This is a genomic window from Flavobacterium sp. (genome assembly GCF_027484705.1).
Classification (GTDB): domain Bacteria; phylum Bacteroidota; class Bacteroidia; order Flavobacteriales; family Flavobacteriaceae; genus Flavobacterium.
On sequence record NZ_JAIXSL010000009.1, the window covers coordinates 14,751 to 28,285 of the forward strand.

At 41.2% G+C, this 13,535-nt stretch carries 10 protein-coding genes; 6 read left to right on the forward strand and 4 right to left on the reverse strand.

The genetic code is table 11. The annotated features are described in order from the left end of the window. Nucleotides 1–88: 88 nt before the first annotated feature. On the reverse strand, nucleotides 89–1,456 hold the full coding sequence (locus tag Q0058_RS05165) for a DUF6252 family protein (protein WP_298221677.1): 1,368 nt from the start codon (nucleotides 1,454–1,456) through the stop codon (nucleotides 89–91). Between the two features lie 128 nt (nucleotides 1,457–1,584). Between Q0058_RS05165 and Q0058_RS05170 the strand changes: the two genes are divergently transcribed. From Q0058_RS05170 to Q0058_RS05185, 4 genes are read left to right on the forward strand one after another with little or no spacing between them, the layout of a single operon-like run. After that, nucleotides 1,585–2,139 carry an RNA polymerase sigma factor gene (locus Q0058_RS05170; protein ID WP_298221678.1) on the forward strand — a complete coding sequence of 185 codons (555 nt, stop codon included), beginning with the start codon at nucleotides 1,585–1,587 and terminating at the stop codon, nucleotides 2,137–2,139. 25 nt (nucleotides 2,140–2,164) lie between these two features. Continuing rightward, entirely contained in the window at nucleotides 2,165–2,704 is a 540-nt protein-coding gene (locus tag Q0058_RS05175) for an anti-sigma factor (RefSeq protein ID WP_298221679.1), read from the forward strand. Continuing rightward, nucleotides 2,688–3,743, forward strand: a complete 1,056-nt coding sequence (locus Q0058_RS05180; RefSeq protein WP_298221680.1) for a hypothetical protein — start codon at nucleotides 2,688–2,690, stop codon at nucleotides 3,741–3,743. Before Q0058_RS05175 ends, Q0058_RS05180 begins: the two co-directional genes overlap by 17 nt. Before the next feature lie 23 nt (nucleotides 3,744–3,766). Beyond that, nucleotides 3,767–4,495, forward strand: coding sequence for a head GIN domain-containing protein (locus Q0058_RS05185; RefSeq protein WP_298221681.1), 729 nt, complete (start codon nucleotides 3,767–3,769; stop codon nucleotides 4,493–4,495). Nucleotides 4,496–4,528: 33 nt separating this feature from the next. On the opposite strand, the gene Q0058_RS05190 is transcribed toward Q0058_RS05185, so the two are convergent. Beyond that, a complete protein-coding gene (locus Q0058_RS05190; RefSeq protein ID WP_298221682.1) occupies nucleotides 4,529–5,857 on the reverse strand; it encodes an MFS transporter in 1,329 nt (442 codons plus the stop codon). Between the two features lie 161 nt (nucleotides 5,858–6,018). Between Q0058_RS05190 and Q0058_RS05195 the strand changes: the two genes are divergently transcribed. Then, on the forward strand, nucleotides 6,019–7,317 hold the full coding sequence (locus Q0058_RS05195; RefSeq protein WP_298221683.1) for a serine hydrolase: 1,299 nt from the start codon (nucleotides 6,019–6,021) through the stop codon (nucleotides 7,315–7,317). A 119-nt stretch (nucleotides 7,318–7,436) separates the two neighbouring features. Then, entirely contained in the window at nucleotides 7,437–9,926 is a 2,490-nt protein-coding gene (locus tag Q0058_RS05200; protein ID WP_298221684.1) for a T9SS type A sorting domain-containing protein, read from the forward strand. Between the two features lie 53 nt (nucleotides 9,927–9,979). Here the strand turns inward: Q0058_RS05200 and Q0058_RS05205 are convergent, their stop codons facing one another. Continuing rightward, a complete protein-coding gene (locus Q0058_RS05205) occupies nucleotides 9,980–10,792 on the reverse strand; it encodes a M48 family metallopeptidase (RefSeq protein WP_298221685.1) in 813 nt (270 codons plus the stop codon). A gap of 89 nt (nucleotides 10,793–10,881) precedes the next feature. After that, nucleotides 10,882–13,278, reverse strand: a complete 2,397-nt coding sequence (locus tag Q0058_RS05210; RefSeq protein WP_298221686.1) for a glycoside hydrolase family 31 protein — start codon at nucleotides 13,276–13,278, stop codon at nucleotides 10,882–10,884. Between the last annotated feature and the right edge of the window lie 257 nt (nucleotides 13,279–13,535).

Genomic DNA, 13,535 nt, shown 5'->3' on the forward strand with positions numbered 1-13,535 from the left:
AAAAACAAAAAACCTAAATCATGAATTTAGGTTTTATCGTCAGCATCTTTAATGAAGTTGAAGTGTTTTCTAGCAATACTTTACTATGTTAATAGGGCAAATAAAACTCGCCTTCTGTAATGGTTCTGGACTGTGTCATCGTATCATCTTTACCTATGAAACTAAACGTCCCTTTAATGGTACGATTGGCAGTATCAAGCTGCGTGATAATAATAGCTCCCGGACTCTCGGTTAAATCATCATAGCTTGAAGAAAAACTCGCAAGGTTATTTTCGATGTATACGCAAAAAGCATCCACATTAGGGTCTGCATAAGTATAGGTACCCATACCCTGCGGATCAGCAATTTGCATTTGAAATGACGTATTATCAGTAGGAGATACAATGAGAGCCATCACCATAAAATCGAGCGCATTATAAGATGCCGTGACATTCGTTGTCGGAAAGTTCACTAAGACTCCATTCACTTTCATCCTCAGATAATAAGTTCCTGATGATGATTCCGCTGCCATATTAATCGGCCCAAACCAAGCACTGTTTTGCGTAGCCGAACATTTGGCACGTACATAAAAATCATAAGACGTAGTGGCTAAACCAGTGATCGTTTTTGTTGTTGCCGTTGAAGTTACCGAAGTACCGGCACCCACTGTAAAACCAACATTTCCATATTGAATTTCCCATGAAGTTTCTGTTCCTCCCGCATTCCATGTCAGCAATGCCTGTGTACTCTGACTTCTTACTGCTGATAGATTCGTCGGCGTATTACAGCTCCCTATAACTACTCCAACAGGACTGATTACTACGGGGCCAACCCAGTCACTATTCTGATTGGCTGAACAATTCGAACGTACATAAACATCATAACCGGTCGTTGCCACCAAACTCGAAATCTCTTTCGTAACCGTTGATGAAGCCAGTATCGTTCCGCTTCCGATCACAAATCCTGAAGGGCCATACTGCACTTGCCACGAATTTTCATCGCCATTGGCAGACCAAGTTACGGTGGCTTTTGTCGGATCTGTAACCATTCTGATGGCACTCACATTAGTAGGATCTACACAAACCGCAATACTCGAACCCGGAGAAACCGGCCCTACCCATCCACTGAAATTAGTATCGCTACATCTGGAACGGATATAAAAATCATAATTGGTCGTTGAAACCAAACCACTAATTAAGCTGCTTGTCGGTGTGAAGACTACCGTGGTGCCGCTACCTGGAGCAAACCCACGTGTTCCGTATTGCACTTCCCAAGCATCAGCGGAGGTTTTGTCCCAATCAATTCTCACGGTATTGCCGTTGATGAAGTTGCTTACATTAAAAAAGGAAGGTTTCGCACATCCCACAGGTTGAGGAGTCAATAGTGCCGGATCGATAGGTTCATCGTCACCACTACAGGAATTTAGAAAGGCAATGGAGAAAAGAAAAAAGACGTATATAAATTTTAGATGTTTCATCCGTTTTTAATTTTAGTGCCAAATATAATTATTACTATATTGAAAAATCATAAAAAATAAATATTATTTTACCGAAACTGTAACACATCAAAAAAGATCTTGTCCTTGTTTAAAATCAAAAATATATATTGAGTCTAGCCCACCAAAATATCGAAGATCTGATTGCCCTTTGCAAACAAAAGAACCAAAAGGCAGAATTCGAAATATACAACCGCTATTGCAAGGCGATGTATAACGTGGCTTTCCGTATTGTAAAGGATGAACATTATGCCGAAGATGTGATGCAGGAAGGGTTTCTGAGGGCTTTCACCAAAATCAACGATTACCGCCAAGAAGTGGCTTTCGGCGCCTGGCTCAAGCGCATCATCATCAATTACAGCATTGATTTTTACAAAAAAAACAGCGCGTTCCGGCCAGACGAAATCGATAGGGTTTTGTACAAAGTGGAAGACGATGCGCCTCAGAACGACGAAATAGATTTCACCCAACTCAAAGCGGCTCAGGTATTAAACGCCATGCACCAGCTCAAAGACAATTACCGTATGGTTTTGACTTTACATTTCATAGAAGGTTACGACCATGAGGAAATCACTGAGATATTGAATATCAGTCACGCCAATTGCCGCACTACAATCAGCAGGGCCAAAGAAAGTTTGCGGAAAGTGATGGTCACACTCAATTAAAAAGACAATAAATTTAGAAAGGAACATGGAAAAGAAGCATGACACGTTAGAAGACGTTTTTAAAAAACTCGAACACCAATGGGACATCGAAGACCTTGATGAAAACCATTACGACCGGTTTATCGCCAAAAGAGCCGCAAAAAAAAGCAAGAAAAAATATTGGTATTCGTTGTCGGTAGCGGCCTCAATTGTAGTTTTGATTGGTTGTTTCACTTTTTTGAACCACAAAAACGAACCTGCGAAAAATTTATCGCTCGCCTCCCGGGAAACGCAGCAAACGGATTCGATTTTCAGCTGCATGATCAAAATGGAACTCGATAAGATCAAAGAAAAAAAATCGCCGGTCAACGAAAAAATCATTGCCGATGCGATGGCGCAGATGAGAATACTCGATGCCGATTATGAAAAAATCAAACAGGAACTGCACAAAAATGGCGAGAACAAACAAATCATTTTTGCGATGATTCGAAACCTCAAAACCAGAATCTCATTCCTCGAAAATGTGCTAGATCAAATCAATAACACTGAAAAACTAATTACCATTACTGATGAAAAAACTATATAATTTACTGCTGCTATTGCCTTTGATGGTCATCGGCAACAACATCGACTTAGGCAGATTCACCAAACAAAAGGAAATCAAAAAAGCCTACATCGTCAATTCCGACGCGGGAATATCGATCAAAAATTCGTACGGAAACGTGTATGTCACAACCTGGGATGAAGACAAAATCGAATTGAATATCGTCATCAAAGTCAGCGGCGACAACGAAAAATGGGTCCAAAAAAGAATCGATGACATCGATGTTACCATCGAAGCGCTAAAATCGATGGTGACCGCCGAGACCAAACTGACCAAATCGATGTATTCCTTCAACGGAAAAGACAACAATTTCGAGATCAATTACACAGTCAAAATCCCGAAAAACGGTTCGGTTAAAATCAACAACAAATACGGCACGATTACTACGACAGATTTGTATGCCAACACCAACCTCAACTGCGAATACGGCCGATTGTCATTAGGCCGACTCAACGGAAACTCGAATGTCATTTCGTTCGATTATTGCCAGAAATCTACGATTGAATATCTCAAAACGGCAGCGATTTCCGCCGATTATTCAGGATTGACACTCAACGAATTCGGCAAAATAAGTCTCAACGCCGATTATACCGATTGTAACATCGGGAACGGCAATGACATCAAATACGACTGCAGTTATGGCAAACTGAATTTGGGCAACATCAATACTGTGGAAGGCAACGGCGATTACCTGACGTTTCGTGTAAAACAGGTTTCGAATACGCTCAGAATCAGTGGTGATTACAGCAAAATCAATATTGATGAAATCGATGCGAAAGCCAATTACGTCAGTATCGATTCCGATTACACTGCGGTAGATATAGGTTTCGCACCGGATTTTTACTTCAATTTTGACATCAGCCTTAAATACGCCAACTTAAAATACGACCGCGATTTTGAGTTCAGCAACAAACAGGAAACCTCTTTTTCCAAAAATTATCAAGGTTATTACAAGAAAAGCGGCGTCAATAAAATCAGTATCCGTTCGGAATATGGCAATGTTTCTTTATTTAAAAAATAGTTTCAATCATCAAATCAATCAACATGAAAACAACAAAAATCATTTTAATCGCATTACTTCTCCCTTTGTTTGTTAATGCGCAATGGAATTCAAAAGACAGAATTAAAGGCAACGGCAAGATGGTTACTAAAAACATCTCAACGGCAAATTATGATGCGATTCGCGTCAGTGGCTTTTTCGATGTGGAACTCGTTTCGGGCGAAGAAGGAAAAATCACGCTCAAAGCCGAAGAAAATTTAGTCGAATACATCGAAATCAAAGTTGATAATAACACTTTGAAAATAGGCGTCGAAAAAGGTTTCAATATTGCCACAAGCCGCGGTTATAAAGTTTTGATTACGGTTCCTTTTGAAAGCATCAACGAAGTTTCTCTCGCAGGTTCGGGCGATATCAATACCAGAAATGCCATCAAAGCGAGCGAATTCAAGTCGACACTGTCGGGTTCGGGCGATCTTCATCTTGAAGTGAATGCCAAAGAAGTCAGTAGCGAAGTTACAGGTTCGGGCGACATGACCTTAAAAGGTACAGCGGATAATTTCAAATGCAGCGTGGTTGGTTCGGGCGATATGAACGCCTCGGCTTTAAAAAGCGACATTGTTTCAGCGAAAGTAACGGGTTCCGGAGATTGCCAAGTATACTGTAGCGAAAATCTCGAAGCGAGAGTCGTGGGTTCGGGCGACATCCATTATTATGGTGATCCGAAGAAAAAAGATACGAAAGTGACCGGTTCGGGTGACATTTCGAAAGGATAAAAGGAAAAGGTTTTTATTAATTTAAAAAGTGCGCTATTGGTTTAGGGCACTTTTTTTTGGAATCCTGCGTAGTAAAATCACGCCGACAATAAAGAATGATGCAAGGAAAACAATCGCAAACCGCGGGCTTCCGGTAATCTGGTCGATGATGCCGTAAACGCACATGCCAATCACAATTCCAACTTTCTCGGAAACGTCATAGAAACTAAAGAACGAAGCTGTGTCTTCGGTTTCGGGTAATAATTTGGAATAAGTTGAGCGCGACAAAGCCTGAATGCCGCCCATGACCAAACCGACAAGCGCCGCCATAATATAAAAGTGAATCGGCAAAACCATAAAATACGCCAGAATGCAAAGCACAATCCAGAAGCAATTGATCGCAATCAAAGTCGGAATGTTGCCAAATTTCTCAGAAGCTCTCGATGTCAAAACCGCGCCGGCAATCGCTATAAGCTGAATCAACAAAATGCAAATAATCAAACCTGTTGTGCTTTGGGCTTTAGATTCCCACTGGATTTCCTGCGCGCCGAAATAAGTCGCAATCAGCATCACGGTTTGAACCGCCATGCTATAGACAAAAAAACCTGAAAGATATCTTTTAAGAATTATGTTTTCAGAGAGCAAATGCCACACTTTTTTGAGTTCCTTGAATCCGTTAAAAATGACATGCTTGGATACTTTTCGGTCATTGCTTTTGTTTCCTTTGGGCAAATAATAATAGGTGTACTGGCTGAAGACGATCCACCAGATGCCGACCATCACAAACGAATAACGCATTGCTTTCATCGCAGCCTCGCCTTCCGTTCCTGTGATATGGAACAGTTGCGGTTTCATGACCATCGCCAAATTGACGATCAGCAAAATGACGCTTCCGATATATCCTAAAGAATATCCTTTGGCGCTCACACGATCCTGTTGTTCGGGAAACGCAATATCAGGCAAATACGAATTGTAGAAAACCAAACTCGCCCAAAAACCGATCAATCCCAAAAAATAAAAAAGTAACCCGAGATATAGCGAATCGAGGCTGAACCAATTCAAACCGATACAAGACAACGCGCCCAAGTAACAAAAGAAACGCATAAAATCCTTTTTATTTCCGACATAATCTGCGATGCCCGACAACAAAGGAGAAATCACAGCCACGACCAAAAAAGCAGCAGCCGTAACGAAACTGATGAGTGCTGAATTCTTGATTTCAGTGCCAAATAGATGAATGTAATGGTTTCTGTCGCTGAACAACGCTTCATAGAAAATCGGAAATATCGCCGAGGAAATCACTAACGGATACACCGAGTTTGCCCAATCATAAAACGCCCATGCGTTCAGCAGTTTCTTATCGCCTTTTGGTAAGTCAGCCATGTTGTTTGGTTTTCGTTTAGGCGAATTTATTCATTTTTTTAAATGAAAAGTGAAATCATGGCTATTTTAAAATTAAATTTAGGACATCAAAAGATTATGACCGCTGCCGTTAAACGAAATGGACGTCTTTTGGTCTTAGCCTAAATTTAAAAAAGTTGATGATGAAAAAAACCTGTTTACTTCCGCTACTGATTTTGCTTTTGAATCTAAATATTCGAGCGCAAAGTCTCTATTATCCACCTGTCGACAATAATGCGACATGGGAAACTACGGATCCGGCTTCGTTAGGTTGGTGCCCGGAACGCATCAACAATCTATATACTTTTCTGGAGCAGGAAAACACCAAAGGTTTCATCATCCTCAAAGATGGGAAAATCGTACTGGAACATTATTTCGGAACTTTCACCGCGCAAAGTTTATGGTATTGGGCGTCGGCAGGAAAAACGATTACATCATTCTTGGTCGGAAAAGCGCAGGAAGAAAATTTGCTGTCAATCAACAACAAAACCTCAACTTATTTAGGCGAAGGCTGGACCAATTGCACGCTGGCGCAGGAAAACAACATCTCGGTCAGAAACCAATTGACGATGACCACCGGACTCGACGATGGCGTGACCGACAACCATTGCACGACAAATACCTGCCTCAGTTATCTCGCAGATTCAGGAACGCGCTGGGCTTATCACAACGCGCCTTATACTTTACTTGAAGGCGTTTTGGAAAATGCCACAGGGCAAACCATCAACAATTACACACAGTCAAAATTAAAAACGCCTACGGGGATGAACGGATTTTGGACAACCATTGATTATGACAACGTGTATTTCAGCAATGTCAGAAGCATGGCGCGTTTCGGGTTATTGATTCAAGGTCAAGGAGTATGGAACGGAACGTCTTTAATGAATGACACCGCTTATTTCAATGCGATGTTGAACACTTCGCAGGATCTCAACAAATCGTATGGCTATCTTTGGTGGCTCAACGGAAAACAGAGTTTTATGGTGCCCACGAGCCAAATCGTTTTTCCGGGTTCTTACGCGCCTGACGCCCCAGCCGATATGTTTGCGGCTATTGGCAAAAACGGACAAATTGCTAGCATCGCTCCAAGTAAAGGGCTTGTCGTGATTCGTATGGGCGACGCTCCGGATTCTTCGGAAGTGCCTTTCATTTTATGCAACCAGATTTGGCAGTACATCAACAATTTTGATTGCAATCTTGCTGTGAATGAAAATGCCTCAGAACCGATTTCGATTTATCCGAATCCGGCGCATCATACCATCCAGATTGCGCATTTGTCCGACGAGAAATATGAAGTAAAAATCTTCAATTTCATCGGAAAACTGATGCTCGAAAAAAGCAATGAAAATGCGATTGACATCTCAAATCTGGCTCGTGGAATTTATTTCATCAAAGTCATTCAAGGTGGTAAAATTCAAACCAAAAAGTTCCTTAAAAATTGATTTTAGCCAGCGAATTGGTGTTTCTCAACGATAAAAAAGTAGGTTACATCTAAATAATTTTACTTTTCATTGTGACGGAAGTTTAATTTATAACTTTAAAAAATTAAACTCCATCTACCATGAAGAATTATTATCTTTTCATCGCATTTTGTTTCGCACTGACAACCCAAAGTCAGAGCATTAATTTTGCCGATGCCAATTTTAAAGCAGAAATATTATCGTCTTTAGGGCGGAATTTCTCCGGGGAATTCATCAGCATTGATGCCAATAATAACGGCGAAATAGAAGTCAGTGAAGCGCAACAGATACAACGCTTATATGTTTCCCCCTACACTGCTCCAATCAGATCGATATCAGGTGTTGAGTATTTCACTAATCTTGAAGAATTTACTTTACACATCAACGGAAACATGACCGATCCCGCCAATATCGACATTAGCGTATTGCCCAATCTCAAATCATTCAACTGTGTCGCCTATACGACAGGCACGCTGACTGTTAATGGCCTCAGCAATCTTACGAAAATAAGTGTCCGTGGCTTTAGGCTTGGTACTATAAACCTCTCTGGGTTGCCTAATCTTCAGGTATTGAGCCTTGATGAATGTGCACTCACCTCAATAGATTTGAGCGTATCGACCACTATTACAAACATATTTCTAGCCAATAACCCGTTGCTAACTTCAATCAATGTAAGCCCGCTCACCAATACGCTGCAGACATTGTTTCTAATCAATAATTCGTTTACTACATTAGATGTCAGCGGCATGACATTACTAACGGATTTAGTTTGCAACGGCAATCTCCTTACTTCACTGAATGTCAATGGAGCTATTAATCTTGAGGATTTAAGATGCGAAGACAACCTGCTTCCTACACTCGATGTAAGCACGAATACGAACCTTTCCCGAATTGCTTGCGATAATAATCAATTGACTGCACTTGATATTAGTGCCAATACCCATCTTTCCTATTTGTATTGTTCAGAAAACCATTTGACGGATTTGGATTTCAGCAACGCCAATTTCTTGAGTATCCGCTGCAATGCGAACAATTTGGTGTCGATGAATCTCAAAAATAATTTCTATGATGGCGAAGTGCATCAGGGCAGTCATGGCTCAACGTATGGCGAGTTAGAGTTTAACGACAATCCTAACCTTCAATATATTTGTCTGGATGACATCGAAACGACCTACGTGCAAGGGAAAATAGCACAATATGGTTATGCGAATTGCCACACCAATGGGTATTGTTCTTTCAACCCCGGAGGTACTTTTTATACTATTGAAGGCCATGCGAAATTCGACGCTGATGCAAATGGTTGTGATGTTGGCGACATCAATTTTCCACTCCTGAAATTCGACATTAACGACGGAACAGCGACAACAAATATCATTACCGACACTTCAGGAAATTATACGATACCTGTGCAAGCTGACACTTATACAGTCACACCAATATTCGAAAACCCAAGCTATTTTCTGGTTTCTCCAGAAAGTGCTACCGTAACTTTTCCTGCGGAAACTTCTCCTTTTAATCAAAATTTTTGCATCACACCCAACGGCATCCACAACGATTTAGAGGTGAATATCATCCCGATGAACCAAACCAGACCAGGTTTTGATGCGAAGTATAAAATTGTCTATAAAAACAAAGGCAATCAAACGCAATCCGGAACCGTAAGTTTGGCTTATAACGATGCGGTTATAGATTTTGTTAGTGCAAGCATTGCGCCTTCAAGTCAACCTATGAATTACATCAATTGGAATTTCACCAATCTACAACCTTTTGAAACCAAAGAATTTTTTATCACATTCAATGTCAATTCACCCGTTGAAACGCCTCCAGTAAATGGCGGTTTCGTATTAAATTATACGCTTTGCATCAATTCCGCATCAACCGACGAAACGCCGGCGGATAACATTTTCGTACTGCATCAAACCGTCGTGAACTCTTTTGACCCTAACGATAAAATTTGTCTCGAAGGCAATACCATTGGCCCGGAAATGATTGGTAAATATGTGCATTACGTCATTCATTTTGAAAATACCGGCAACGCGAATGCCGAAAACATTGTCGTAAAGGATAAAATTGACACTACTAAATTCGATGTCTCAAGTTTGGTTCCAATCGCAGGAAGTCATCCGTTTGTCACTAAAATTTCAGACACCAACAAAGTGGAATTTATCTTCGAAAACATCAACCTTCCTTTTGATGATGCGAACAATGATGGTTTCATAGCATTCAAAATCAAAACCAATCCGACGATTAGTGCCGGAGATTCGTTCAGCAATTCGGCCAGCATTTATTTTGACTTTAATGCTCCGATTAATACCGAACCTGCGGTCACCGCGGTGCAACTTTTGGCCGATGACAGTTTCGAATTCGGAAATACGATCACTATTACGCCGAATCCTGCTGACGACATGATTCAGATTTCGAATGTAGCTGATCCGGAATTTGAAGTTCAGATTAGCAACCTCTTAGGCAAAGTCATCCTGCAAAAAAACAACAGTAACCTAATTGATGTTTCTGGTTTGACTAAAGGCGTTTACTTCATTTCCATCAATCAGGGAAATCGAACCATTACCAAGAAACTGATTAAGAATTAAAATAAAAAAGCCACTTCAAAACGAGTGGCTTTTTTAATATCCGTGAAATAGTCTTATTTGAATTTGACACCAAACTTAGCGGCTTCGGCTTTCGCCTCGGGAACCAAATTTTTGATGTTGGCAATTCTTGTAGCATCCGATGGGTGTGTACTCATAAATTCCGGCGGTGCATTGCCTCCGGATTTCGCAGACATTCTTTGCCAGAAATTAACGGCCTGATCCGGATTATAGCCTGCAATCGCCATGAGCGTCAAACCAATCTGATCGGCTTCGCTTTCGTGGCTTCTACTGAAAGGTAGCATCACTCCCACTTGCGATCCTAAACCATATGCTTGTTGCAAAATCTGTTGTGTTTGTTCGCTTTTACCTCCTGCGGCAACCTGAACGCCTACAGCGCCAAGTTGTTGTAACTGCGCCGCACTCATACGTTGTGCTCCGTGGTTGGCTAAGGCGTGAGATACTTCATGCCCCATAACCGTGGCCAAACCAGCTTCATCTTGTGTAATCGGTAAAATTCCGGAATAGACAACGATTTTTCCACCGGGCATACACCAGGCATTCACATCAGGGCTTTCTACCAATTTGTATTCCCATTGGTAACCATCGAGATAATGGTCTTGTCCGTTAGCTTTAAGCCAGCGTTCGGCGGCGTTTTTGATTTTAATCCCGACCGTTTCTACCCTTTTGGCATCCGTGGTTCCGGTGATGACTTTATTGGTCTTGAGAAACTCACCATACTGTTGGAATGCGGCTGGGAATATTTCGCTGTTCGAAACGAAATTCAAACTCTTTTTTCCTGTAAATGGGTTGGTAGCACACGCCAAAAATAAGCAGGTAACACCTAGGAATACAACATGTTTTTTCATTGCCTCAATTTTTGATGGTAACAAAAGTACAATACAATATCAAATTATGACTTATAAAATTACTATAATAGTTTCCAAAACAAAGTCGGTTATCCGATAATGTGAAGTTCTGAAAAATCCTTATCAATCGTCAGGCTGCCTTTTCCATCAAACGAAACTTTATCAAAACTGATGGCTTCGTTGTCGATTTCAATCTTTTTGATTTTGAACGGCAAACCATGCAGGTTGATTTTGAATTTGGAATAATTCGTCACAAATTTTCCTTCCTTATGCTGTTGGATGATCAAATCGGTTTCTTTTCCTCTAAGTGTAAAAGTTGCCAAACTAAATCTTCCTTTGTTGTAATCATAGCCGTCCTGCGCATCTTCATACAACACTGATTTTTCTTTGCCAATTTTGAAATAAACATCGAGGCTGATTTCCTCAAAATCGAGTTCCCCAACATATTGCTGTACCGGATATTTTGGAATGATCGCGCCTTCTTTGACAAAAATCGGAATCTGGTCGTAATCGGTTTTCACCCAAAGTTCTTTTCTGCCTGAAACCACTTCGTCGGTCCAGTAGTTGTACCAATTTCCTACCGGCAAATACATTCTTCTGCCTTGTGCATTCGGCTCCAAGATCGGACAAACCAAAATCTGGTTTCCAAAAATGAATTCATCGGTGCGGTAATGCGTCTGCGGATCTTCCTGATCGAAATAAACCAAAGGCTTCAGCATCGGTACGCCATCGTTGATGTATTCCCAAAACATTGTATATAAATACGGTAACAATTGATAACGCAACTGCACAAATTTTCTCGTAATGTTGATGACTTCCTCGTCAAACGACCAAGGTTCCTGATCGCCGTGATCGCCCGAAGAATGCGTTCTGCAAAACGGATGAAACACACCAAGTTGAATCCAGCGCGCGTATAATTCACCCGATGGTTGTTCGGCAAATCCACCAATATCAGAACCGGTGAATCCCATGCCTGAAATCGACATTCTTTGCATTTGAATGTTAGCAATCCATAAATGTTCCCAAGACGCGACATTATCGCCAGTCCAGGATGAAGTATAACGCTGCGCTCCGGAATAAGCCGAACGCGTGATGATAAAAGGTCGTTTTGGATACGCAAACTGCTTCACGCCTTCGTAAGTCGCGCGCGCCATTTGCGTTCCGTAAATATTGTGTGCTTTTCGGTGGCTGCAAGGGTTTCCGTCGTAATCGTGACGCACGTCCATCGGGAATGTTTTTCCGGGAACTTCCATTACGGCAGGTTCGTTCATATCATTCCAAACGCCTTTGACGCCGAAATCTGAAATCAGTTCTTTAAACAATCCGGCCCACCATTCGCGGACTTCAGGATTGGTATAATCAGGAAAATTGCATTCACCCGGCCAGACTTTTCCTTTCATATAAGGTCCGTCGGCACGTTTGCAGAAATAATCTTTCTCTAGAGCTTCTTTATAAACCCAATATTCTTTATCGATTTTGATGCCCGGATCGATGATGACCACGGTTTTGAATCCGTCTTCGGCAAGTTCTGCGACCATTCTTTTCGGATCGGGAAAATATTCTTTATTCCAGGTGAAGCAACGGAAACCTTCCATATAATCGATGTCAAGATAAATCGCATCGCAAGGAATCTGAAGTTCGCGGAATTTTGAAGTGACTTCTTTGACTTTGCTTTCAGGGTAATAACTCCATTTGCATTGGTGGTAACCGAGCGCCCACAAAGGCGGCAATTCGGGTTTTCCAGTTAAATGCGTGTAAGTCGTCACGACATCATTCATTTGCGGGCCATAAACGAAATAATAGTTCATTTCACCGCCGTCCGCCCAAAAACTCGTCACGTTTCTTTTTTCATGACAGAAATCGAAAGTGGTTTTGAACGTATTGTCGAAGAAAATACCGTAAGCCTGTTTGTTTTGCAAGCCGATATAAAACGGAACGACTTTGTATAACGGTTCCTGATCTTTGTGGAAAGCGTATTGGTCGGTGGCCCAGTTCTCGACGCGTTTGCCTTTAAGATTGGCGTGCGAAGCCTTGTCGCCCATGCCATAAAAACATTCGCCTTCTTTGGAAGCTTTGCTCATCTTGACGATATTGCCACCGAAATGATAACTTTCTTCCCAATGGAAACCGAGTTCGTCTTCTAAAATGCAAGTGCCTTCGAGGTCGGTGATCGCAACGCGCAAATCGACTTTATCGATCGAGCAGATGACTTTACTGGTTTTTATTTTATAACAAGTTTTTTCTTCGGTGACTTCGAGAAAATTATAACCATGCGATTGGGTTTTGTCGATGGCATACGAAAAATCCTTGCTGAAATAGCCTTTCGTCGTATAACGAAAACGGATCAAACTGTCGCGCAATACGGTAATTTTGAGAATGACATTGTTGTCGGTGGAGAAATAAACGCTGTCGGCATCTTTTTTAAACTCGACGATATTCGAGGGATATAAATCGCCTTTATATTCCAGTTCGGTATTTGTAATCATACTTTTTTATATAGGTTGGTCGTGGCTGATTTGGCAAGCCACAAAGGTTTCAAACTTACAAAATGATTTCATTTGTGGAAATGAAAAAACAGGAATTTCACGCAAACGTTATCGTTAATAAAATCGTTCAAAAGTATGGTGAATTCAGCCCGAAAAAAGGCTAGAATACTTAAAACCAGTCCTTTTATCTGAAATCTTGGTTTTGTATCGATAAAATAACACGTCAGAAAAAATGATTTCTATATTTGGATTAACCA

Coding starts and splice junctions, on each gene's coding strand:
- Q0058_RS05195 (WP_298221683.1), top strand. CDS start 6,019: ATGAAAAAAACCTGTTTACTTCCGCTACTGATTTTGCTTTTGAATCTA.
- Q0058_RS05205 (WP_298221685.1), bottom strand. CDS start 10,792: ATGAAAAAACATGTTGTATTCCTAGGTGTTACCTGCTTATTTTTGGCG.
- Q0058_RS05210 (WP_298221686.1), bottom strand. CDS start 13,278: ATGATTACAAATACCGAACTGGAATATAAAGGCGATTTATATCCCTCG.
- Q0058_RS05180 (WP_298221680.1), top strand. CDS start 2,688: ATGAAAAAACTATATAATTTACTGCTGCTATTGCCTTTGATGGTCATC.
- Q0058_RS05200 (WP_298221684.1), top strand. CDS start 7,437: ATGAAGAATTATTATCTTTTCATCGCATTTTGTTTCGCACTGACAACC.
- Q0058_RS05190 (WP_298221682.1), bottom strand. CDS start 5,857: ATGGCTGACTTACCAAAAGGCGATAAGAAACTGCTGAACGCATGGGCG.
- Q0058_RS05165 (WP_298221677.1), bottom strand. CDS start 1,456: ATGAAACATCTAAAATTTATATACGTCTTTTTTCTTTTCTCCATTGCC.
- Q0058_RS05175 (WP_298221679.1), top strand. CDS start 2,165: ATGGAAAAGAAGCATGACACGTTAGAAGACGTTTTTAAAAAACTCGAA.
- Q0058_RS05185 (WP_298221681.1), top strand. CDS start 3,767: ATGAAAACAACAAAAATCATTTTAATCGCATTACTTCTCCCTTTGTTT.